General features: G+C 29.1%; 19 protein-coding genes and 1 riboswitch. Of the genes, 4 read left to right on the top strand and 15 right to left on the bottom strand.

The window, feature by feature from the left end:
- Nucleotides 1–99: 99 nt before the first annotated feature.
- The 8 genes from SAPIS_RS01105 to thrS all read right to left on the bottom strand — a co-directional run bounded on the left by SAPIS_RS01105 (nt 100) and on the right by thrS (nt 10,093).
- Entirely contained in the window at nt 100–369 is a 270-nt protein-coding gene (locus tag SAPIS_RS01105) for a hypothetical protein (RefSeq protein ID WP_023788988.1), read from the bottom strand.
- Nucleotides 369–1,475 (bottom strand): DUF871 domain-containing protein, encoded by a 1,107-nt coding sequence (locus SAPIS_RS01100; RefSeq protein WP_023788987.1) that lies wholly within the window; start codon nt 1,473–1,475, stop codon nt 369–371. Before SAPIS_RS01100 ends, SAPIS_RS01105 begins: the two co-directional genes overlap by 1 nt.
- A gap of 65 nt (nt 1,476–1,540) precedes the next feature.
- The gene (locus SAPIS_RS01095; RefSeq protein WP_268744271.1) at nt 1,541–1,825 is read right to left on the bottom strand and encodes a PTS sugar transporter subunit IIB; all 285 of its coding nucleotides are present in this window, start codon (nt 1,823–1,825) and stop codon (nt 1,541–1,543) included.
- A gap of 37 nt (nt 1,826–1,862) precedes the next feature.
- A complete protein-coding gene (locus SAPIS_RS01090; RefSeq protein ID WP_023788985.1) occupies nt 1,863–4,052 on the bottom strand; it encodes a PTS transporter subunit EIIC in 2,190 nt (729 codons plus the stop codon).
- Between the two features lie 24 nt (nt 4,053–4,076).
- On the bottom strand, nt 4,077–4,970 hold the full coding sequence (locus tag SAPIS_RS01085) for a hypothetical protein (protein WP_023788984.1): 894 nt from the start codon (nt 4,968–4,970) through the stop codon (nt 4,077–4,079).
- A 194-nt stretch (nt 4,971–5,164) separates the two neighbouring features.
- The gene (locus SAPIS_RS01080) at nt 5,165–6,736 is read right to left on the bottom strand and encodes an arginine:ornithine antiporter (RefSeq protein ID WP_023788983.1); all 1,572 of its coding nucleotides are present in this window, start codon (nt 6,734–6,736) and stop codon (nt 5,165–5,167) included.
- Nucleotides 6,737–7,101: 365 nt separating this feature from the next.
- Nucleotides 7,102–8,151, bottom strand: coding sequence for a formate/nitrite transporter family protein (locus SAPIS_RS01075; RefSeq protein WP_084203605.1), 1,050 nt, complete (start codon nt 8,149–8,151; stop codon nt 7,102–7,104).
- Nucleotides 8,144–10,093, bottom strand: coding sequence for a threonine--tRNA ligase (gene thrS / locus SAPIS_RS01070; protein ID WP_023788981.1), 1,950 nt, complete (start codon nt 10,091–10,093; stop codon nt 8,144–8,146). Before thrS ends, SAPIS_RS01075 begins: the two co-directional genes overlap by 8 nt.
- 212 nt (nt 10,094–10,305) lie before the next feature.
- Nucleotides 10,306–10,400, top strand: a riboswitch (purine riboswitch).
- Between the two features lie 84 nt (nt 10,401–10,484).
- Between thrS and SAPIS_RS01065 the strand changes: the two genes are divergently transcribed.
- From SAPIS_RS01065 to SAPIS_RS01050, 4 genes are read left to right on the top strand one after another with little or no spacing between them, the layout of a single operon-like run.
- A complete protein-coding gene (locus tag SAPIS_RS01065) occupies nt 10,485–11,711 on the top strand; it encodes a PhnD/SsuA/transferrin family substrate-binding protein (RefSeq protein ID WP_023788980.1) in 1,227 nt (408 codons plus the stop codon).
- Between the two features lie 60 nt (nt 11,712–11,771).
- A complete protein-coding gene (gene phnC / locus SAPIS_RS01060; protein WP_023788979.1) occupies nt 11,772–12,533 on the top strand; it encodes a phosphonate ABC transporter ATP-binding protein in 762 nt (253 codons plus the stop codon).
- Between the two features lie 2 nt (nt 12,534–12,535).
- The gene (locus tag SAPIS_RS01055) at nt 12,536–15,130 is read left to right on the top strand and encodes a PhnE/PtxC family ABC transporter permease (RefSeq protein WP_023788978.1); all 2,595 of its coding nucleotides are present in this window, start codon (nt 12,536–12,538) and stop codon (nt 15,128–15,130) included.
- A gap of 17 nt (nt 15,131–15,147) precedes the next feature.
- Nucleotides 15,148–16,080, top strand: coding sequence for a DHH family phosphoesterase (locus tag SAPIS_RS01050; RefSeq protein ID WP_023788977.1), 933 nt, complete (start codon nt 15,148–15,150; stop codon nt 16,078–16,080).
- A 41-nt stretch (nt 16,081–16,121) separates the two neighbouring features.
- On the opposite strand, the gene SAPIS_RS01045 is transcribed toward SAPIS_RS01050, so the two are convergent.
- The 7 genes from SAPIS_RS01045 to SAPIS_RS01020 all read right to left on the bottom strand — a co-directional run bounded on the left by SAPIS_RS01045 (nt 16,122) and on the right by SAPIS_RS01020 (nt 25,435).
- Nucleotides 16,122–16,670 (bottom strand): nucleoside 2-deoxyribosyltransferase, encoded by a 549-nt coding sequence (locus SAPIS_RS01045; RefSeq protein WP_023788976.1) that lies wholly within the window; start codon nt 16,668–16,670, stop codon nt 16,122–16,124.
- A 1,313-nt stretch (nt 16,671–17,983) separates the two neighbouring features.
- Nucleotides 17,984–18,160, bottom strand: coding sequence for a hypothetical protein (locus SAPIS_RS05395; RefSeq protein WP_023788975.1), 177 nt, complete (start codon nt 18,158–18,160; stop codon nt 17,984–17,986).
- Nucleotides 18,161–18,322: 162 nt separating this feature from the next.
- A complete protein-coding gene (gene glpK / locus SAPIS_RS01040) occupies nt 18,323–19,828 on the bottom strand; it encodes a glycerol kinase GlpK (RefSeq protein WP_023788974.1) in 1,506 nt (501 codons plus the stop codon).
- Nucleotides 19,829–19,858: 30 nt separating this feature from the next.
- Nucleotides 19,859–21,013: a type 2 glycerol-3-phosphate oxidase gene (glpO, locus tag SAPIS_RS01035; protein WP_023788973.1), complete on the bottom strand. Its 1,155-nt coding sequence runs from the start codon at nt 21,011–21,013 to the stop codon at nt 19,859–19,861.
- A gap of 25 nt (nt 21,014–21,038) precedes the next feature.
- Nucleotides 21,039–21,776 carry an MIP/aquaporin family protein gene (locus tag SAPIS_RS01030; RefSeq protein WP_023788972.1) on the bottom strand — a complete coding sequence of 246 codons (738 nt, stop codon included), beginning with the start codon at nt 21,774–21,776 and terminating at the stop codon, nt 21,039–21,041.
- Between the two features lie 158 nt (nt 21,777–21,934).
- Nucleotides 21,935–23,371 carry a pyruvate kinase gene (gene pyk, locus SAPIS_RS01025; RefSeq protein ID WP_023788971.1) on the bottom strand — a complete coding sequence of 479 codons (1,437 nt, stop codon included), beginning with the start codon at nt 23,369–23,371 and terminating at the stop codon, nt 21,935–21,937.
- A 126-nt stretch (nt 23,372–23,497) separates the two neighbouring features.
- Complete coding sequence (locus SAPIS_RS01020) at nt 23,498–25,435, bottom strand: PTS transporter subunit EIIC (protein WP_023788970.1); 1,938 nt, start codon at nt 25,433–25,435, stop codon at nt 23,498–23,500.
- Nucleotides 25,436–25,482 lie beyond the last annotated feature (47 nt).

Raw genomic sequence — 25,482 nt, 5'->3', positions numbered from 1 at the left:
TCTCCTTTTCTATGACTATTATTGTCTATATTATAATAATATATTTTTTTGAATATTTCTCGTTTTTTTCTTGCTTTTTTTGGAATATTTTCTATACTATTATCCTATAAATTCTCCAATTGCTATCCCCAATGTAACTAAGGAACCAACATATCCAACTAACATAACAATAACTATTCCATAATATTGTCAAAACCTAAAAAAGGATTGTTTACTAGTTAAGGTTTTAAATGTATCCTTTTCTTCTTTTTTTCTTCTTTTGAATCAGACAAAGAAAAAAGTTGCTAGTAATCCAAGTACTAGCAAACCAATTCCAATAGCTAAAACAATTCATGCTTGATTAGTAGTTAATTTTGCTAATATTATCATTATAATTCCTCACTCGAAAATCTAAAATGGCTTCAAGGTTTGATAAAGTCAAATAACCTAAATTCCGATTCTTTGATCCTTCCTATATAATTATATTTATTTTCAGTGTCTTCTAAGTTATCCTTGAGTATTATGTGAAGTTCACCTTTATATTTTTTATCATTGTTGTTTACAATTACAACATCACCGTATGTGTACAGCTTATTGAGATTATTTGGTTCAATTGACGAGTCTTTATATTTTACTCTGCTAAAAGTTGATCTTATAAAGTATTCATTAATATCTCCTCTTCGAAAGTGTTCAAAGTTTAGAACTCCTTTTTCAACTTCCGATATATTTGTTAGTATTTTTAAATCAAAAGTAATTTCGTAACGTTCAAGTGAACTTAATTCTTTTAGTTCTTCTTCAGATGCATAAGCATTACCAATCAATACAGTATCAATCTGATTGCTATAAAATAAAATTTTGGCTTGTTCCTTTATACTTAGGTCTCTTTGTTCTTCTAAGGTTGGTAATTCTTTACAATCAAAAGCAGTTGTCATCTTACCAAAATGGCTACCAACAAAAGCAGCTGTTTCTAAACCATGTTTTAAAAATTTCTTATTCGCTTTTTTAAAGAACTCAAAAGGAAGTCCTGTAAATCTCATAGGATAAAAATTATGGCAACCACTTATCCTACTTTTAACTGGTTGAAAATCTAAAACATTATCTATCAAATGATCGTTATTTGACATATTTAGTTGTATATCGATATGTTCATTGTTATGTGTTACTGTTGCAATTTCAAACGGTAGACTAGGAGAATCTAATCTCAAACAGTCAATTCCATATTGTTTGCACTTTCCTAAATTATCCATTTGTAAATTGAGAAGTCTCATTGATTTATATTCAACATCTAATATTGTATAAAAGCCAAGTGACTTAGCATATTTTAAACTTCTCAAAACTTTTTGGGCTTTATTATTAAATTCCTCGTCATTAGCAAAGTGAAGGACACTTGTAAATAATACTTCAAAACCATACTCTTTTGCCCTTTCTAAATATTGTTTATCTTCTTCAAAAGATGATTGTTCAGGATAAATTGATATACCTAACCTTCTTTTCATATGTAACCTCTTTCATAAACTAATTTTAACAAGAAAAAAATCTCTTTATTCAAGAGATTTTATAATTATTTTCCAATTGTATTTATAATTAAGTTTATTATTTTTTCTCCACTTCCAATAGAGTAAGTTTCTGCATCTATAACCAAAACTGGTATTGTTAATATTTTTTGTAAAGCTTCTTTTTCATAACTAACCTGTGGACCTAATAGTATCAAATCATAATTTTCTCCAATAATTTTAGCTTCATCAACCGAAGTTGCTTTAATATCAATTTTATAATCACTATCATAAGCAGCATCTTCGACCTTTTTTAAAAGAATCGAAGTACTCATTCCAGCTGTGCAAGCTAATAAAACTTTTTTAATATTATGTACTCCTATTTCCTATTTATGAATATTCAATATTTTTTCTATCTGGTATTACTACTTTTTGAGATTCAAGTGAACCAAATTTATTTAAAACTGATTTTTTTTCAACAAGGTTAGCTAAGATAACAAATGGAGAGTATACTCCAAACAATACTCCTATATTAACAAAAGCTACAACAGCACCTCATAAGTCTTTGGTTGCTAACAAGCCACCTAAAACTGGTGGTGTCGTTCACGGAACAATTACCGAAGAATAATTCATAATACCTGTCACAGTAGATATATATGCAATTAAACCAGCTAATAATGGCGCCAAAATGAATGGTATAAATAAAACAGGATTTAAAACAACTGGTAAACCAAATAACAGAGGTTCGTTCACACAAAATATTGATGGCACAAGCGTTACTTTAGCCATAAAACGATAATCCACTCTTTTTGAAAAAATAAAAATTGCTAATATAAGACCGAAAGTTCCACCAGTTCCACCAATATGAATAAAATTATTCATGAATGGGTTTGTAAAAACATAAGAAGGAATACCTCCAGAGGCAACAGCATTCTGATTTTCACTTATACCTGCTAATTGGATTGGCTCAATTATTGGTGATAAAACTCCACCAGCATGTATCCCTAAGAATCATAACACTTGTCATAAAAGAACGATAACTATCATGCCTCCAAGACCAGATACTGCATGAACTAATGGTTTTTGTATCAAAATTACAATCAATTCATTTATTGTCGAAAATGATATTGGGGGTTTGCCTTGAATTACATAAACAGGTCCAACAAAGATACCCACTTGAGTAATTACAAATGCTGTAAAACCAAATGTCATCATTGTAAAAGCATACGGAATCAATACGTTAAATGACTTAGAAACACCCTCAGGAACAGATTTTGGCATTTTTATTTTTAGTTTCTTATTCTTTGATATCTTTCCAAAAATGATAGTTGATAAAATAGAAACCACGATAGAAGTGAACATACCAGTAGTACCGAAACTAGATAAATCTTTAACAAATAATGGATTCATTGCTAGAAATGATCCCATACCAACAACAGCACTAGATCATTGATTAACCTTATAAAATGGTGCAAGATGATAGGCAATTGAACCTGCTAACATAAACGCAAAGAATGCATAGGTACCATTTCAAATATTGTTACCAATATCTTGTAAATTTTTCAAAACTTGAAGTTGGTCTATCGATAATGAAAATAGACTAAATAAACCACCATTAGATGCGCTTAGCAAAATGTTATTAATCAATATAAATAAAGCACCTATTATAACTAAGGGCATTAAAGAAAAAAAACCATTTCTAAGTGCTACAAGTATCTTTCAATTTGAGATTTTTCCAGAAAATAATGTAGTCTTATCAACAAAAGTTTTAAATGTAATAGCCCCAGTTTTTCCTTTGTTGTATCTCAATTCTAATTTGATATTGTTAATTTTCGATTTTTGGAATAAAGTTTTATTTCGAAGAACTATTTTAAGAGTATTAATTTTTACGGTTAGGTCATATAGACTTTCTTCGGCCTCACTTTTAAAATTTGAGACTCTTTTTGAAGCGAACTTACGGATCTTTCATCAACTTAATTTTAATTCCGGATTATTTGCTTTGAACTCATCTATTAAGTTTTTATACTGTTCTTTAAACTCAAGTTTGAACTTTAAAATATTCTCTTTTGAGCTTTTCTTGCTTTCACGAAGAGATTCTAACAATTGTTTTTCGTTAACCTCTCGTTCACCTTTGGTTTCGTTTCAGCATTCTTTCAATAAACGTTTACTCGCTTTGAGTTTCAATTTCATCTCTTTATTTTTATCTTTTAAAGACTTATTTGCGGATGTAATAGAGTTTATTTCATTTGTTAATGTGTTTGAACGATTTATAATTTTCTCTTGGTACTCTTTGATTAATTTGGCTTTTTTTATCTCGTAATCTAAAAACATTTTTTTGATATTTTGTTTTTGATATTTTGCATTTAATAATTGAACATTAAACTCATCTTGTATCTCTTTCAGTTTATCTTTTTTTATTTTTGTGAATCTGCTTTTGATACTTCTTAAGTCATGTTTTTTATCTAAAATGAGGTCGTTAGTCTCTCTAAGTTCGACTTTGTTTTTTTTAATATTCTTTTCAAGTTTGTTTATCGTTCCATAAACATAGCTAACTTTGGGATATTTGACATATCGATCCATTATTTAATATCTCCCTTCTATTAATTAATCATGGTATCAGTCTTTTTTAATTGCCTCGATATCATAAAAATAAAGAGAATTAGTTGAAGATACATTAAATCTTTCTAAGTACTTGATACTTTTATTACATTTAATGCAATCAAGACAACTACGATCAATATCGTATTTTTTTAATAAATCATTCATATCGAAATTACCTACATTTATATAGTTATAAAGGTTTTCGTCGAACTTGATTTGTGTATTGCTTGCACCCATAGATTTGACTACTTTTAAATAAATAACTTTAAAAAACGGCACAAATTGTCCTACTTTTATTGTTTTTATCAAACTATCAATTTCATATAGTTCTGAATTTGTAAAATCATAGGATTGTAAATCCTCTTTATTTTTATTCATTACGCTTTCATAACAACTTGAAATGATATTTAAATTTTTTCTAAGGACCGCAAATGCAGTGGTTAAAAGTTGAAATGATGGTTCTAAAATAAAATCTTCTAAATAAGTTAAAAAATTAACTTCTGATTCATAGTTCATAACTTTAGATACACCATATGAGGAATAATCCATTAACAAATAAGTGATTCATTTAGAAAACCTATTATTTCCATCATCATCTGTTTTGCTTATAAAAGTATTTCAGAATACTTTGTATTCTTTGAATAAAATTAAGGATTTACGAACAATATCTACAATTTCATTTGAAGTAAAATTGGTATCCTTAGATAGATCAAATTTATTTTCAAAATCATATTCTATCTTGTATTCGTTTTTTTTAGTTATATTTTCTCTATCCAACTCCAAAATTTCTTTAATTTTGGAAGAATAAGTCTCTGCGCAAGAAACTGAGTTCGCAGAAGAAATGATAATTGGGGTTGATAAAAATAATGTTGAAAATATAATATATAACTTCTTCATAATTAACCTCTTTTTATAATAATATAACAAATAATATGAATTATTCAAGAAACAAGTTGTATAGTAAGAATCAATGTTAGATTAATTTCTAAAACCACTCATTGTTGCTTAATTTATAATTATTATCAATTTTTATATATCAATTTATTAATTATTTATCAGTTTTTGGAAAATAAAAAAAACTTTTACAAGTTTTAAAAAAATACGGTTTCGTTAATATAATTGAATGATGTTCCTATCAAAAGCAAGATAAATAATAGAATAAATAAAATTGCATAGAATTTAAGATTACCTTTGACAAGAGATGCATAGTCCATTCTACCCACTTGTGCTGCACCAACAACGATTCCTGAAGCAGGAGAAATCATATTACAAAATCCATTTGCGAACGCAAATGCAGTTATGCTACCACTCACCATAGAAACACCTGTTCCTGTAGTAACTTTAGAAGCTAATTTCCCCCAATTTGGGAAAATAGCTGTTGCGAATGCCGTTGTGGAAGGTATTGCCAATGATATAGGCAGAAATAATAAGAATGTTATGATTATAAATACAAAGGGATTAATATTCACACCTACTAAATTAATACCATCGCTCAACAAATTACTCATATAAGATTTTTTAAGTAAAACTGTTATAGCTCCTGCTACTCCAATAATAAATGCTACACCAACCATATCCTTTACACCATTCAATAAATCTTTTACCATTGTTTCTTCATCTTCTCATATTAGAAAAGAGATAATTAAAGATGATATTAAGAAAAAAGCTGCTACATGTTCCATATCTCCAACTCCAAGACCGGGTACAAAACTAGCTAAAAATGGCATGTTATTATTTATTCAATCTCCAAAGTCTTTTAAAGGTCCGGTATCTTTTGGATAACCTAGAATTTTATCCCAAGCAAATAAATAAGATATCATTATGAAAAAAGTTAGTAAAAATATGATATTTATTCATATTCTTTTTTTTGTTAATTTCACTGGTTCGGTTTGCTCGCTCAAATAGAATACTTTGTCTTCTTCCAAAGTTGAAAATGTATATGACTTGGTTGGGTCCTTATGAACTTTGTTAGCATAAATCATAATATATGAGCAAGTAAAGGCTGTAACAATAACAAAAGCTAATAATCTAAAAATTAAACCATCCGTTTGCGAAACTATTTCTGGTCCATTTCCGTTAGAAGCATCAACAGCTGCAAAAATCAGGAATGGATCAAATGTTGCAAGCATCGGTCCAATCCCTCCACCAAGTAATACTGTATTTATAGCTGTAAATTTATCAAATCCCGCAGCAAGCATCAAAGGAATAATTACCATGTGAAACCCAATCGCTTCCTCTGCTAATCCATAAGTTGAACCCAAGAAACTTAAAAAAGTAACAATAATAGGTATAGCTCATATTATTTTATTCTTAAATTTTCAAGCTATAGTTTGTGTTAATGCATCTAATGATTTAGACTTCATAACGACATAGATAAAAGCTCCAATTGAAAATATAAAAACAATGATACTGATTTTATCTTTGAAACCTTCGAATATAGAAACAAAAAGATCTACAATACCAATTGCAGCTATTCTTACCTTTTGGCTAGGTTCACTAGAGTTTTCTACTGTTGTTGTAACCCCACTATAATGTAATATTCAAGATATGAGCATAAGTGCTACTAAAACCATAAAAATTATAGTGAATGATGTAGGCATTTTAATTTTCTTTTTTTGTTTTCTTTTCTCCGTAAATGGTAAAGAGTCTTTTTTATTAGACATATTTTGGCTCTCGCATTCTATAATTATTGAATATTGATATATTAATTTAATATTATTTTAATTTAACACATATAAGTAAATTTGTTAACTGTACTCCTATATAAAACTCTCGTGTTTATATAAACTTATCATTTTGAACCCAAATGCATTAATTCTTTTTTTATTATATATTAAATATATTTTGAATAATTACTTTCTTAAAATTAAGTAGTAGTAATGAGAATTGATAAATCATCGAATTAAATATATTCACAAAATATCTTAAAAAAATATTACAAAAGAATATAGAAACTTTATTCCTTTCACCTCTATTAAAGTATTTTGAAATATCAATCATAATTTATTAATAAAAAAACTAGTTAAAACTAGTTGATTGAATGCTTGTTGTTTTTGTTATTTGATAATTTATTTTTCAATAATGTGATTCTTTCTTTTTTAAACAATAAGTTTGTATATTTTTTATTAACTAAACTTAGAATACCCGGTATTACAAATGAACCCCCAACCCAATTTCCAAATAATGTGGGGATCAAACTTACAAAAAGAAATAAAATTATTTCTGTTCCATGAGAGTTTTCTGGATTGAAAATATTGCGTGCAATTATTATCCAAAAGAAAAAAGTGTTGGCCGGACCATGTTGATATCCAGAAATAACAAAAAAGAAAATTGGAAATATCATAAGTAAGAATACTGCAGCGTGATTTTTAGTTGAGTTAGTTAATTGTAATGTTGAAGAAACCATTATGTTACAAAGGATTGCTCCACCAAATGAGTAAAGGACACTTAAGAAAATCATCTTACTTGTGTAGTTATTTGAGTTTGATTTTACAAATGAGCTCAATTCGTATAACTTTTTTATACCACTTTCATAAGCAGCATCCATAAAGGATACAGAACTACTATTCGACCCGATTTTTAGGAGCAGACCTCCACCAACTAAGAAAACAATAACGAAAATCAATGTACCTAGTAGGTTTCCTATTAGTACTCCAAAAATACCATTTAAATATTCTTTTGTTGTTACCGCCTTCTTTAGTCATGGTATTGTAGCTACAACGTGTGAAGTAAATAAACCACCGCCCAAGAATGTTATCAATATTATGCACCCTGGAAAAATAAGTCCCATTAATATATTTCCTAGACCAGACTCTTTTAAAAATTGAGGTAAAGAATTACTTGCAATAATACATGCTGTATAACCACAACCAAGAATAATACCGCTCAAGATTCCCAACAAGACTTGTTTGTAAAACGTTACACGGATTTTATTAATCGAAGATATAAAGCCGTTTAATAATCCATTAAGCATAAAACTCTCTGTTTCATCTAAAAGACTATAATCGAGTTTTTTCAACTCTTCTATTTCAGCTCTTATCTTTTTTTCTTTTGTATCCATACTTTCCTTACTAACCATATGTCTTATCTTTGATTTTTGAATTTAATAAATTAATGAACTCTTCTAATTGTATAGTTATTTGTTCACTACTACTATATTCACGGTATGTAACTGTATTATCTTTTTCTTCATTATCACCTAACACTAATTGGTATGGTATTTTTTTAATTTGTGCATCTCTTATTTTATAACTTAATCTTTCATCTCTGTTGTCTATGTGCGTTCTAATCAAATTGTTCTTCAGTTTATCTCTAACCTTTTCTGCATAATTTGAATTTTTTGTTGCCAATACAGGTATTATTTCTACTTGAACAGGTGAACATCACAATGGTAATACTCCCATTGTTTGCTCTAATAATACCGAAATAAATCTTTCATAAGTTCCTATTAAACCCCTATGAATCATTATAGGTCTTAATAAGTCACCCTTAAACCCAACATAAGACAAGTCAAACTTTTGAGGTAATAAAAAGTCTAATTGAATAGTTGATACAGTTATTTCATGACCAAGAGCCGTTCTAGCTTGAATATCAAGTTTAGGACCATAAAAGGCCGCTTCACCTATCATCTTTTTATAATCTAATTTTAATTCCTTTAGAACATCTTCTAATTGAGATTCAGCTTCATTTCACATTTTGTCATCATTAAAATACTTTTCTTTATCTTTTGGATCTCTTAAAGATAAAGATAAGTAATCAACTTTTATATCAAAAGTTGCCAACACTTCTTGAATCAAATTAAAACATCTTACGAACTCATCTTTAACTTGATCTGGACGAGCAAATATGTGTGAATCAGTTAATTCCATTGCTCTTACTCTTTCCAATCCAGTTAAACTTCCAGATGATTCATATCGATGTTGTAAAGCATGTTCGGCAAATCTTAAAGGTAAGTCACGATAACTTCTTTGTTTATAATTGTAGACACTAATATGATGTGGACAACTCATTGGTTTCAAAACCATTTCTTCTTTAGGTAACTGCATTGGAGCAAACATATCATTTCGATAATGATCTCAATGACCTGATTTTTTATACAAATCACTAGTACCAATCACAGGTGTTTCAATTTGAATAAAATCATATTCAAATTCTTTTTCCATTAAGAATTTTTTAATCTCTTGTTTTAAAACTGTTCCATTTGGAAGTCAAATCGGCAGTCCTTGTCCGATTATAGGATCCAAATTGTATATTTCCAAATTTTTAGCAATATATTTGTGGTCTCTGGTTTTGATTTCTTCCAAAGCATTGATTTTTCTATTAAATTCTGTTTCATTAACGGCAGTAACTCCGTGAATTTTATATATCATTTGATTATTAGAATTACCTTGAAAGTAAGAACCAGTTAAATTAGTCAAACTTACTTTAAATAATTGACCTACGTTTGTAAGAGTTGCAAATCTTGATAAAAATGGAACATTGTAAAGTTCACCAATTGCAAAATCGATATATTTCTTTTTGTCTTCTTCGATTGTAGCTTGAATGTAGTCTTCCTTCACACCCATGTTTCTCAAAATATTAATGTATTCATCTTTAGTATATTTTCCAAATATTATTTCAGGTGAATCTTTTATTATTTCATTTACTTTGTCTTCTACTCTTTTCAGGTCTTCTAATTTAAGTCCTTCTTGGTAATCAAAGAATGCATAAAACTCATACTCAGAAGACTTTTCATCTTGTGGAACTGCACTACCTTTTGGGAAGCAAAACTTCAGAGCTAGACTTGTAGCTAGTTTTGCTGTGTAGTTTACCACTTGTTCAAATAGTTCGTGTCTCTCAGTTATTATTTCTAGCTTACAATCTCTTTTTATTTTCGCTTGTGCTGGAACAACTTCTTTGTCATTAATTAGTGCTCCTAGACATTTTTTTCCTAAACTAATAGCTATGTCATTAGCAATTTCTAAAACTGTTTTTGGTTCACTGTAACTCTTTACTTGTCCGTCCAATAATGTAATTTTCATTAGTTACTCCTTTTTAAAAATATGTTTTTTTATTTAGGACTTAAGAAACCTAAATAAAATCTCTACACAAGAATTATACATCAAAAATACTTTATTAAGGAATTAAGTTATCTCCGCCCGATATTAGTTAAAATTTAACTTTCTGAAAGGTTAATAATATTCAAAAAAAACTTAATAATAAAAAAGATTTTTTAAAATTTTCAATGATAATAATAGTGTAGTTAATAGTTACTCTTATAAGTTCACATATTGGGTGGACGTTTCTACATCGGACCAATCCGATACTAATATAACTATTATTGACAATTTAAAATTAAGTGTCTCTATTAATTACAATATCAAAATTACAATGTTTTAGATAAAATAATAAGTCTAAGCATATGGAGGGTAAATGAAAAAATTATTATTTTTAGTAGGAAGTTTCTCAATACTTACTACTCCAGTATCAACAATAGTATCTTGTGGTGGAAAAAGCAACACACTTAGAATCGCTTTTGTTCCATCAAGAAATGCTACAGATATTTTAAAAACCGTTAAACCTTTGGAGGAAAAACTTAAAAATAAGTTAAAAGAAAAAGATTCATCATTTAATAAAAATGTTGAAATAACTGCAGCAACAAATTACGAAGCAGCCGGGGATTCAATGAAAAAAGGTAAATCAGACTTGGCATTTTTACCAATAAACACTTATGAAAGCTATCGTGGTGATATAAAGGAAGATGGTACCTACTCAAAAGCTGGTATCTTATTAGTTTCTTCTAGAGAGTCTCTTGCAGCAGAAAGTAACTTCGAAGAATTCAAAACAAACGGGAAATTTGATGATGCAAAGGCAAAAGCAGAATCAAATGGAGACAACTTAGCAAAACTATCAAAAAATTATGATCAAATAATTGAAAATATATTAAAGGACGAAGATTCTTTTAATAAAGAAAAATTAACTGAGAAATTATATAACAAAGATGAAAAAGTGAGTTATTATAGATCTTACATTTATGCTAACAAGAAATTTATAAAAGACACTTTGGGTGAAGAAGATTTCAGAAGCAAAGAAAATGCTAAAAAATTGATTAAAAAAGCTTCCGAAGATAAAAAATTATCATTAGGAGGAAGCCCAACTTCTAGTGCTTCTGTTTTATATCCATTATTATGAATGAAAGAACACCTTGGTTTAGACAATAACGAACTTAAGAATATATATGAAAACAAATATAAACAAGCAAGTTATACAGATGCCGCTGAAAAAGTAAGTAACGGTACTGTTGAACTTGCAGTAGGTTATGCAGATATAAGATACGATATTAACGATCCAACAAAAATGAAGGATGCATATAAGAACACACAAACAATTGGTGCTTCACGAGGAATACCAAATGATGGAATTATGTATTCTAGAGAAACAGTTGATGAAACTTTGGCTAATAACTTAAGAGAATCATTCTTAGAGTTAGTTGCTGATAAAGCAAACTCAGAAATATTTGATATTTATAGTCATAAAGGTTATGTTGGTGTTGGAAGCAAAACTTCTATCGAATATGAGAAAGAACAAGATCAAATAATAACAGATAACTTAAAAAGTATAAGCATCATACAAGACCTTTTGAAGGAAATAACTTCATAAACATCTTAGAAAAGTTTAAAATATGTAATATAAATTACATATTTTTTTATTGGAGGTACAATGATATATTTTAACAATGTTAACAAGGTGTGACCTAATGGTAAACATGCCTTAAATAATATTAATCTACAAATCAAAGAAGGAGAATTTGTTGCGGTTGTTGGCTTATCTGGAGCCGGAAAAACTACCCTTTTAAAAACAATCAATAAATTTAGTTCTATAAACTCGGGAGAAATCTTAATAAATTTTGAAGACAAAAATTACGAGGTCAACAATATTAAGGGAAAAGAATTAAAGGAACTTAGAAAAAAAATTGGTTTAATGTCACAAGAATATAATAATATCGAAAAACAAATAGTCATAAGAAACGTTCTAAATGCAAGAGTCTCTAAAATGAGCTTCCTTAGATCTTGTGTGGGTTTTTTTAATAAAAAGGACAAAATAATAGCTCTAAGAAATTTAGAGAAATTAAACCTTCTAGACTATTCTTATGTTAGAGTTGAAAACCTAAGTGGTGGACAACAACAAAGAATAGCCCTAGCCAGAACACTGTCACAAGAGCCAAAACTTATAATTGCAGATGAACCCGTTTCCGCACTAGACCCAGTACTTGCAAATCAAGTAATGAATGACTTTAAAAAAATAAATGAGGAGGACAATATCACTATTATAATAAACATACATCATATTGACTTAGCAATTAAGTTTGCTTCTAGAATAATTGGCTTGAATAATGGACAAATTGTTTTTGATGGCAAACCCTCGGAATTAACTCAGAACAAATTGGAAATAATATATGGAAAAAATTACGGTAAAGAATAACTATGTTAAAAAGAAAGTTAAATAGTTTAACAACGAGGGAAACTTTTAAAATAAACAATAGGTATGCTCAACCACCAACAAAATTGTTTACATGATTAATGATTATAATTGCAATCATATTAACAATATTTGGATTTATGTTTTTAAAGAATAGTTGAGAAGAATTTTTTAGTAGTTTTTCCCAATTAGGAGACACTATTAAGGAAATGTTGAAGTGAGACTTTAAAAAATTCTCAACGCCAAATAGTTTTGGAGACACATTTTTAGGAAAGGCCTTTACTTCACTGGGTTCTACTTTAATTATGTCTTTCTCAGGAACAATTATAGGTGTTGCAATTGCAATACCAGTAGCGATGTGTTCTTCGTTTAACATAATTCATAATAAGTTTATAAATAACTTATGCAAAACAATCATGGCATTGTTAAGAACAATTCCTGCATTTACTTTTGCGCTTATATTGATAGGTTATTTTGGTCAAACTACTTTGTCTGTTACGATTGCAATCGCCATATTCACCTTTTCAATAACAGGTAAATTGTTTTTAGAGAGAATAGAACACGTCAACTTTAAAATTTATAGTGCAATGCAAGCAACGGGTGCTTCAAAAATGAGGTCATTCAGAAGTGCAATTGTACCTCAAATATCGCATAATATTCTTTCAATTACATTCTATTCATTAGAAACAAACATAAGATATATTGCCATTATTGGTGGTATGTCTTCCGTTGGGATTGGTGAGCTAATACAGAATAATATCGATTTTCAACAGTGAGATCGTGCAGGATTCTTACTGTTCTTATTGATAATGGTAGTATTAATACTGGAAATAATAATATATTTTGTGAAAAACTTCATTTTAAAGGATAAAGATTTTATATTGGATTTTAAAGAACGAGAATCTATGTTATCTAATACTAAGAAGAGATTGAAAAAGACAAACTTAAAGTTTTATATTTCAGAAGTAATCATTCAAAAATACAAAAAAATAAAAGAAACTACACATTTGTCAAAAGCAGAAAAGAAAAATCTAAAGAATAAACAAAAAGAAGAAGTCAAGTATTTCAAATATCAACATAAAAACAATATCAAAAAAGACGTACTTCACTTTGAGACTGTAAAACAAACAGAGGTAAATAGTAAAAAATGATTTGTTTATAACGATATTTTGAAACAAAATGTTAGATTAGATAAAACTTACTTGACCAAATTCAACATCGAAGTAGAGTCAATGAAATCAAAGTTATATCAAGAATCTAAACTTGAAATCGCTAAAAAACATGAGGAGTATTTAAAGGAATTAACAACCGAAAAGGCTCTTAAGAGTGCACCGAAAAAATGAATTAAAAGAGCGATTCTTTATACGGTTCTCATTGCTTTATTTATATATTCATTCTCAAAAATTAATTTTCACCTAGAGTCAGAAGCAACAATCAAGCAAACTAACTCTAATATAAAAAGTATATTAAATATAAGTTGAAACTCATTATTTTCTAAAACAGATGTAGCACCCTATTCTGTCATATATCTTTTATTCGAAACCTTGTCTATTGCAATAGTCGGAACAGTTCTTGGTGTAATAATGGCCTATATTCTTGGGCTATTAAGTGCTGAGACAATTGTAAATATATATGTAGCAAAAGTATTTGTAATAATAACTTCAATTATTAGGGCAGTTCCAACATATATATATGCCATTATTTTTATTTCATTAGTGGGACTAGGTCCATTCAATGGTGCTATTGCTTTGGCTATGGGGACAACTGGAATGCTTACAAAATATAATAGAGAAATTTTTGAAGATGTTAATTTGAAGATATCATCACAGTTACAAGCCACAGGCTTAAATAGTTTGCAGAGATTTAGATATGGAATAATTCCGCAAACAACAAGTAGCATAATTTCATATATAATTTACCGATTTGACATCAATTTCAAAGAGGTTTCATCTTTAGGTATAGTTGGTGCTGGTAATTTAGGTTATTTGTTATCAACTTACTTTAATGATCAATTATTCAACGAGTTTGGGGCACTTTTATTCGGTATTGCTTTATTCACACTTTTAATCGAGTACATAGCTACAATACTTAGAACAAAACTTAATCAAGGAGTTAACCCAAAATTTATTGATTATTTAATTATTGAAATAAAAAATAAAATGTATATCAAATATAAAGCAAACGAGTATTTAATAAATAAAAAAGCAATTTATAGTTATGATGAATCAAGAGCTTTTTATTCATACATAAATAAAAAACTTTTCGAGTTAGAAAAACAAATTCGCAAGGAAAATGGTATTAGTCATAAAGAAGCTTATCTTAAAGCTTTCTCTAGATTAGCAAATACGACCTTTGAATCTTATGAAGAGCTATCTTCAAGATACCGACTAATCACATACAAATTGACTAAGGATAGAATAGACTATTTGAACTCCATCAAATTAGATTACAAAGAGAATATAAAACAATATAAAACAACATTAAAAGAAAACCTAGATAAAAAAATCGACACTAATACAAAATATTTTAAAATTGAGTATAAAAAAAGTAAGAAAAATGCCAAGGATATTTTAAAATACAAAAGAAGTAGCTTGGCTTAATTGGAAGGAATAAAATATTGGATACACTGATTAAAGAAATTGAATCACATAATAAAATAATATTATTAAGGCATATTTTTCCAGATTATGATGCAATAGGTTCACAAATGGCTCTCTACAGCTTTATTAAAGATAATTTCAAGGATAAAAAAGTTCTTCTTGGTGGTAACTTACCAAATGAGTACCGAACAATCGGTAGAGTCGATAAATTACAAGAGCAAGATTTTGATAAAGCACTAGTAATAATAACTGACACTGCTACATTAAATAGAATTGATATTCCAAACCTCGATTTTCTACATTCTGCCAGCGTGGTATTCAAAATTGATCATCATGTGAATGTCGACAAATATGGGACATTTGAAATAGTTGATGATACCTATCCGGCAACTTGTGAACTATTAACAAAACTATTCGATAGTTCATCTTTGTTATTTTCAGAGTCAACAGCATATTATTTGTTTCACGGGCTTGTTACAGACACAGATCGATTTATGTATAGAAGTGTAAGTTCAAGAACATTTGATATGGCTTCTATTCTACTGTCAAAAGGAATAAACTTCAAAAAGGTATATGAAAATATTTATAGTCTACCAGTTAATTACATGAAATTAAAAGGATATATATTATCAAACTTTTGTTTAACAAAAAGCGGTATAGCTTACTCTGTGATTACTAGCGATATACTAAAGAAATTTGAAGTGAGTGAACCGCATTTGGTTTCATTATGAGTTAACTTACTAGGTGAAGTTAAAAACGTAAAGATTTGAATATTTTTTGTAGAAAATATAGATAATTGTAGAGTAGAATTTCGCTCTAACAAGATCTCAGTTAGAGAAATCGCAAACCATTTTGGTGGTGGCGGTCACGAAACTGCATCAGGTGCAAAACTCGATACAATAGCTGATTATGAAAAAGTTGTAAATTTTTGTGAAAAATTTATAAAATAAAAAAACCTACATTTAATCAAAAGATTATGTAGGTTTTTTTATTAGTTATTTTTTTTGTAAATATCTTTTATATCAAATCTATCCCTAAAGTTTTTAGTGTCATTATCACATATAGCTTTAATTGCTTCCCTAGCCTTTTCATGAGACTCGCAAACTATCATTTGAGGTACATCTCCCTTATTAAGTTTTTCATAATGAAATGCACCACTAAACATTTCATTTATGCCAAATCCTGGAAATTCACCCTCCAGTATTCCTTGTTTCACTCTAAAATCAGAAACTATTGGTAAAAGGTACTTATTTGGGTTGTTTATTGCTTGTTCTACCATTAAACCAAATTCCATATGAGTACCAGAATCCCAACCATCTATTTCAAAGATTACAAATTTAGAATCAGTAAGACCATTATAATCTTGTTCAAAAATAAATGTATTAGTTGGTCTTTCTACTTGATTTGAATCGAAATCAACAGGATTATGAATTTCAAAACTAGGAAACATTTCTCTTAATTTCTTCCCCTCCATCTTTCTTTGATTTCATTGAGCTTCAGTAAACATACTGCCAGCATTGTATATTACATTATCTTTCATTTTTATCTCCATTTCTCTATATATAAATAATACTAATAAAATAAAAAAATTCCTTATATAAGAAATTTTTTTATTTTAAAATTATTGATTATAGTTATACTATAGCAAAAAAGTATTATTTAATTTATGTGTCTTTGATTAAATTTATATTTTATATTGATGAAAGTAGAACTTATAGGTCACAGAACTACTTAAACATTGTATTTAAATTTATAAAATATATTTTACTTTTTTGATGAAGTTAGCAATTATGTTTACTCATTATATTTTTTTTATTATGATAGGTTTTCAAGTATTACGAAAGCAATAATGATGAATAAAGTACATAGCATCAATATGTTCTATTCTTATTGCTTATACTCAACATTTTTTCTAATATTAGAAAAAACTTGTTTTTTAAATTATATTTCTGTTAAACACGGAAATTTAATAAATTTAGATGTTTTATGTAAAGATATACGATCTATTATGAAATTTATTGGAGCAATTATCAGAAGGAGATATTCCGTTAATTATATGACTATTTAAAAGAAGAGAAAATTTGAACAATTATCGATAATTATAGAAAGTATAAAATTTCATCAAATAAATATTCATGTTTAACAAGAAAAGTTGATTAATAGTATCTAAACATTATCTAAAAATATGTTGTTTGTTTATTTATAAAAAATAATAGTTTTTTAATTTATTAATATTAGTAATTGATAATCACCAGCACCATAGTATTTTAGAAATACTTTAGATAATTAAATTATGAAATATTGAAGTTAATGCAAATAACATTTAAGCTAAATCAATCGATTATGATAATATAGCAATTATTTGAAGAGTTTCTTAGTTAACGAAATAACATGATAGAAACTTAATGTAACTATAATTCAGTTACAAGTTTATTTTGTTCACAATTCATTAAAATATGTTCAAAACTTATAGAAAGCTATCAAATAGGTTTCTTGGTGCAAGAATATTTTACGAAAACTATCAATTAATATTTTGTTTTTTTAAACTTGTTTTAAATAAGAACAAATAAGCGAAAAACAATTTAATTGATATGTTTATTTTATTAATTGTGAAATAAAAAGTCTTGAGAGCATAATTAAACGTTTATTTAACCAGCCTTTGTAACTTGATAATTTATTAATAAAAATACACCTACTGAATTAGAGAGATAAACATTGGTAACTCAACTCATATAGTACTTTTTATTTCAATTTATTTATAACACAAAAAGTGTGAATTTAGAGATTTTTTTAAAACCTTAAAATATTTTTAAAAAATAAAAAAATGTTGATTATCAACATTTTTTTAGTAAACTATTTGTTTAGAATTGCTTCTAATTTTTCATCTATTGACTTCAATAGTTCCATTAATGGTTTTTCAAAATTTTCAATTCTACCATTACTTGGACCGTTACTTCCGCCACCAGATCTACCATTATTGTTAAATCTTGGACGGTCATTGCTTCTTCTATTATCACGATCAAATCCCATACATATTACCTCCTGCCATTTATACATCTTTTTAAACGGTAATATCTACGTAACATTCTCAACTTAAAAAGGTATTTATTTAAATACTTTATAAGTATATAGGAAAATAGATAAAGTTATAGTTTTTTTTATTTTTTATTTATCCCAAAAATGGACTAAGAATTATTTTGTATCCTTAAGTCAGTTTCTTGTTCTTGAAATCGCCTCTTTCCATCCCCTTAGATATTTCTCCTTGTTGAAGTTAGTATCAGCATTAATCTTGGTATCTGTTGCTCAAATACTTTTTATTTCCTCAATACTAGTTCAAAAACCAACAGCTAATCCAGATAAGAAAGCCGCACCCATGGCTGTTGTCTCTATGTTTTTAGGTCTAATTATGGTTGTTTCACTAATATTTGATTGAAATTTTATTAAATAATTATTTTTAGCGGCCCCACCATCAACTTTTACATTTTTGATTTCTAACCCAGAGTCTTCAGCCATAGCATCAAAAACATCGTTGGTTTGAAAAGCAATTGATTCTAAACCTGCTTTTATAATATGTTCTTTAGTTACACCTCTATCAAGTCCAAAAATAGCACCCCTTGAATATGGATCTCAATATGGAGAACCTAGACCTGAGAAACTTGGTACAAAATAAACTTGTCTATCGTCATTCACTTGCTCTGCGTATCATTCGCTCAATTGTGTCTTATAAATAATTCTTAGTTCATCTCTTAATCATTGTAGTGTTGCTCCAGCCATCATTACAGACCCCTCAAGTCCATAAACAAAGTTTTTCCCGATATTATATGCGATAGTTGTTAAAAGACCGTTTTTTGACTCAACTTTACTAGTACCAGTATTCATTAAAATGAAAGCACCGGTTCCATATGTAGCTTTTATCTCACCTGGTTCTAAACAAATTTGCCCAAATAGTGCAGATTGTTGATCTCCAATAGAAGAGCTAATTGGTATTTTACAATCAGACATTTTTGAAAGTAGGCCAAAAAATGTATATCCATAAATTTCACTATTGCTTTTAATTGTGGGTAACATTGATTTTGGAATTTGAAATAATTTTAATAAATCATCGTCTCAATCATGAGTATTGATGTTATATAACATTGTTCTTGACGCATTAGTGTGGTCTGTTACAAATGCTTCTCCTCCAGTTAATCTCCATATCAATCATGTATTAACGTTACCAAAATAAAGTTTTCCGTTTTTTGCTTTCTCTTTTGCTCCCTTAACATTATCTAAAATTCATTTCACTTTACTAGCTGAGAAATAAGCATCCACCACTAAACCTGTTTTTTCCTTAATAAATTCTTTATGTGTTTTTTCTAAATCAATACAAAAGGCATCGGTTCTTCGATCCTGTCAAACAATTGCATTATAGATAGGATTCCCAGTCTCTTTGTCTCATACTATAACTGTTTCTCTTTGGTTAGTAATTCCAATCGCTTTTATTTGTTCTGGACTTATATCGCTTGCATTTAAGGCTCCTATAAGTGTTGTACGTTGAGTATTTCAAATCTCAACAGGGTCTTGTTCAACTCATCCCTCATTTGGATAAAACTGAGACAATTCTTTCTGATTTGAGGAAACAATTTCCCCTTTTTTATTGACAACAAGTGTTCTTGCACTTGTTGTCCCCTCGTCTAGTGTTACAATATATTCTTCCATTTCGTGCATTCCTTCCTAATTATTTTATCTTTATTTATAAAATATGTTTTTCTCATTTGGTTGATAATTTGGGTTTATTTCCATTTTTAGAAATGGTTTCAAGAGATTTATTACATAGTCAGCAATTGACGGAGCACAAGATATTCCAGGGCTCTTAATACCTGCGATATTAATAAAGTTTTTATCCTTTGATGCGTAATTGATATAAAAATCATCTGTCTTTAAATAGATAGGTCGTGATCCAGAAAAGCGAAGACTAGTTAACTTAATATCTAAATTAGGTAATATTTGTTTACCGATTTTTATTATTTCTTGTTCCTTCTCTGGTGTTATCACTCTTGTCTCCTCTTTTGGAACATTTTCTTCAGCTGTTGGTCCAACTAGTATTTTTCCCTTCAATGTAGGGGCTACGAGAACCCCTTTACCGTGAATTGTTGGAACCATAAATAAAACATTATTCACATTATTATTCACAGACTTCTCTAAAACCAAATATTCGCCCCTTCTTGTATTTAAAGTAAAATCATCAAATCCTGCCATCTTAGAGATTACATCCGCATAGTGTCCAGCACAATTAATGACTCTTTTTGCAGAAACAGTCTCCTCATTAAATGAAACTTCAAAACGATCTTCACTTTTAGAAATATGAGTAACTTTACTGTTAAATTTAACTTTAACTCCATTTCTAATGGCGTTTTTTAATAAAACTCCTGTTAGTTCAACTGGATCAATTACCACTGAACTATTACATAATAAAGCTTTTTTCACATCTTTATTGATATTTGGCTCCATTTCTAAGATTTTATTTTGATTAATGATTTGCATTTCTTTTGAGTTTAAACCATTATCTATCCCTCTGTTATACAAAATATTCAAATGTTCTACCTCATTATCATTGAAAGCTAATACTAAAGAATTTATATTCTTGTGACTAAAATCCAACTCTCTAAATCAGTCATTATACCTTTCCTTACCGAGTATATTCAAAGATGCATTTAGTTTTCCTGTTTTAGCATCGAAACCACCATGTATTAAACCAGAATTTCCTTCTGATGTCTCCATTGCATAACTGGGATTTGACTCAAGGACAATAATATTTAATTTATATTTCGATAATTCTCTTGCTACTGAGGCACCTATTATTCCAGCGCCTATGATACAAATATCATATTCGAACTTTTCCATATGTAATCCAATCTAACGTGATTTTTTAAATCAAAAATGCTGCTCCAACTACTAACCCACTTGCCAACGGTGCTATTACAGGTATTCAAGAATAACTTCAATCTGAGCTCGCTTTGTTTTTAATAGGTAATAATTGGTGAACTATTCTTGGTACTATGTCTCTTACAGGGTTTATGGCATACCCAGTTGTTCCCCCTAAAGATAATCCAATACCAAACACAGTTAATCCAACAAACAATGGACCCATTCATCCAGCATTAGAATAAAATTTTTTAATGGATAATATTGCAACAATAAGAACAACGGTTCCTACAAACTCTGCAAAAAAGTTAAGTGCTACGTTGCGATAAGTTGGTGCTGTACAGTGCATTCCTAGTACATTAGCACCTTCCCCACTTGCTGCTGTGTGTAAAATATGTTTAATATAAAATATATCAATAATTACTTGCCCTAATATTGCTCCAATTAATTGACCAATTAGAAATATTGGTAGTAAACAAAAATCACCAACATTTTCCTTTCATCCATTAGTCAAAACAGCAATCGTTACAGCTGGATTTAAATGTGCTGCTCCACCAAGAGCTGATGAAATTGTTGCAGCTAATGCAACAGCTAATGCTCAACCCGTTGTTATAGCTATAAATCCACCTTTGTTACCCTTAGTATCCCTTAAAATAACATTGGCTACTACTCCATTGCCCAACAAAATTAAGAAACAAGTTCCTAATAATTCTGTTCCAAAATGTGTAAATCAATTCTCCATAAAAATTCCTTTCCATACTTGCCAAAGTGCCAAGCAAATTTAAAGTATCAAATAATACTAAAATAGCAATCTAATAGACAAATATTGGTAAAAAAGATTTTCCAAGAATAATAAAAAAAACTCTTTTTTTTAAAAAGAGTTTTTGATAGGTTTTTATATTATAAAACTGAGATTTCTTTGATGTTTTCATTTCTAACGAAAAGAATTTTTTCCCCAGATTTTGCACCTCAAGATTTTGCAATCTCAGACACTGCTTTTTCATCATTTAGGAAATCATCGAAGTTTTCTACTTTACTCATAAATATTGAGTGTCATACTCCGAATGATGTTCATAATTTTTCATCATCTGTTACACCCAAAATTGTAACATTTGGTCTGAATTTAGAGATAGTTTTTAGTAACTCACCTGTTCTTGATGCTACAACTGCGTACTCATATTTACCATCCATAGTAGTATTAGCTAATTGGTTTGCAATATCGGCACGTTTACCACTTGTAGTATTTCTAGCATTTTCTAATTGTTTTTCATAATATAATTTTGTATAAAATTCAATTTCTGCACGTTTATTAATAGTGGACATAGTTTCAGTTGTTATGAATGGATAATCACCATTAGCTGATTCACCACTTAACATTGTTGCATCTGAACCTAATTCGGTTGCATAATAAACATCTGTTACTTCTGCTCTTGTTGGTTGAGGATTATCAGTCATAGATTCTAACATTTGTGTTGCAACTATTACTAGTTTACCTTTTTCACGACATTTTCTGATTATTCTTTTTTCTTGGAATGGAACTTCATAATAAGGAATTTCTAAACCTAGATCACCACGAGCGATCATTATTCCATCACTTGCATCAATAATTGAATCAATATTATCAATTCCAATTTGTGATTCTATTTTTGAAATAATTTGAATATGCTCTGCGTTATTTTCTTTTAAAATATTTCTGATTTCTTTTACATTATCAGCAGTATTAACGAATGAGGCTGCAATATAATCTATATTATTTTCAATACCGAATTTGATATCGTTATAGTCTTTTTCAGCCAAAAAAGGAAGAGTGAAATCAACACCCGGAAGGTTAACACGTTTGTTTGTTTTTACAACGTGATTATTAAATGCTTTACACATCACTAATCCAGGTTTTACATCTGTAACGTGCATAGTAAGTTTCCCGTCGTCTACTAAAACAACATCTCCCACTTTAACATCTTGTGACATATCATAAGACATTTGTAACTCAGTAGGTCCACATTCCCTTGTTTTAAAGTCTTCTGGGTTTGTATAAACAGTTACTTCTGTTCCTGCTTTAATTTCTTGTTTTCCATCTTTCATTTTACCTACACGGATTTCAGGTCCTTTTGTATCTAATAGAATTGAGATTGGAAGTTTATGTTCTTTTCTTAACTCCTTGACTCATTCAAATCTTTCACCATGTTCTGAAAAATCAGCATGTGAGAAGTTTAAACGTATTGTAGTCATACCTTTATCGTAAAGTTCTTTAATTGCCTCTTTAGTATGAACTGATGGTCCAACTGTAGTAATAACTTTTGTGCGCTTCATTTTGTCTTTTAAGTTATAAATTTTCATATATTATTATTCTCCTTTTGTCTAACAAAACCATTATATCACTTAGTGTTATATAGTAGTAGTTTGTTATTGATTATTTTGTTAGCTTATAAAAAAACACAACATATGTTGTGTTTAAAGTCCTTTTTATTTTCCTGTTAAATCGTGAATAATATCTGCTACATGTTCAACATCGGTGCCAATTATCACTTGTAGATTAGAATTACCGAGCCTTTTAACACCATAACATCCAGCTTCTTTAAAAAGCTTATCGTCAATGTTGGTCTTATTATCAATAACTTCAAATCGAAGTCTTGTTGCACAATTATCCACTTTTTTTATGTTATCTATACCTATAATATCAACTATTTTTTTAGCCATATTACTGTATTTATCCGACTTAGTTTCTTTGCTAACTGGTTTTTGATTAATAACTTCTCCATTATTTGAACTGTTTTCACGACCAGGTGTCATAATGTTCATTTTTTTGATTATAAATGAGAAAGTAAAGAAGTATGTTGGGAAAGCCAATCCAGCTAACGCAAACATCCATAACGGGTTAGAGATAACACCATAAAATGCCCCGTTTACATTTCCTTCGTATTTACTCATTCCTCATGAGTTTGCAAAGGAGATTACATAATCGATAAATCCACCAGAGAAACCAAATCCGATGTGCATATGCATTGCTATTGCTATTGCAGCAAATATTGAAGTAAATAGTGCATTAACAACTCATAGAATTGGTCCTACAAATATGAACGCAAATATCAACGGTTCGTCAATACCAGTTAGAGCAGCAACAGTGGCTACACCAATTAAAAAGGTTGCAGTCTCTTTACGTTTCTCTTTCTTAGCACAATATATCATCGCTAAGGCAGCACCAGGTAATCCACCTCAGAACATAGGGAAGTAACCTGTTTGGAAGTTACCTGAAACCATTGATTTTTGGAAAGCATTAATATCTCCAAAAATTGTGTAAGATCCATTACTATTACTTAACATACCTGATGGGAGAGCTTGATCTCTTACAGATATGAATTCTTGATAATTCTCGGTTGTAATAGTTTTATTTATTAATGCTCCTAATTTAAATAAATACTCGCTATTTATTTCATGATTTTCTAAAAATATATCATTATAAACTATGAACTTACCACTAAAATCAACTAAATGACCATCTATTGGCATTTGGAATCATAGAAATGTGTTGATAATGTGATGTAGCCCAGTTGGTTGAACTAATCTATTTATAAATGCGTAGAAAAATGCTCCCGGTATAGCGAATGCATCATTTGAAATAGCTTTACCAAATGAAACTAACCCATATTGGAATCAAGGTCAAATAATAGCAAATGAGAATGCTACAGGAATAGAGGCAACCATCACAATCATAGGTACAAATCTACGACCTCCAAAAAATGCTAGTGAATGGGGTAATTTGATATTTCTAAATTTATTGTATGAGTATGCAGAAAGACAACCAGCAACAATCCCCCCAAGTACACCTATATTTAATATATAAGTTCCACCTGTTCGGTAAAGGCCGTCATAACCTTCTAACCTACCTCAATTTGGTACATAAAATAATTCAGATAAACTTTTTGTTACTTGTAGATGACCCTCCTTATCAAGACTATGAACATCGAAAGTTAAAGTGTTTTTGTAAAATAGTGAAGGCAACCCTCCTTCTATCAAAAATGCAACAATAATTAGATAAAATGCTGCACCAACTAATGCCGCTTCCCCCCTTTGGTCTTTTGATAAACCAAAAGCAGTTCCAATAGCAAAAATTAATGGAAGTTGATCAAAAATTGTTACACCTGGTTTTTGTATTATGAAACCAAATCATCAACCCACATTCCCTTGACTATTTGCATTTAGTTCCATACCCAAAGACCCAAATCTATTAAGTAAGGCAGCAAATGGAAGCAATGCAATTGGATACATTAGGGATTTACCTAACCCCTGTAGTTTTGTTAATAAATTATTTCAAAATGTATTCCCGGCCTTATTAAGATTCTTACTGTCTTTCTCTTTTTTTTGCCTAGGAACCTTTTGTAGTTTTTTAGATACCGTATTCATCAGTGTCTCTCCTTTCTTGGAAATTTATTTATTTAATTCTCCTTTCT

Origin of the sequence: Spiroplasma apis B31 (assembly GCF_000500935.1) — a bacterium.
Classification (GTDB): Bacteria; Bacillota_I; Bacilli_A; order Mycoplasmatales; family Mycoplasmataceae; genus Spiroplasma_A; species Spiroplasma_A apis.
This window is presented reverse-complemented; position numbering and strand designations above follow the sequence as displayed.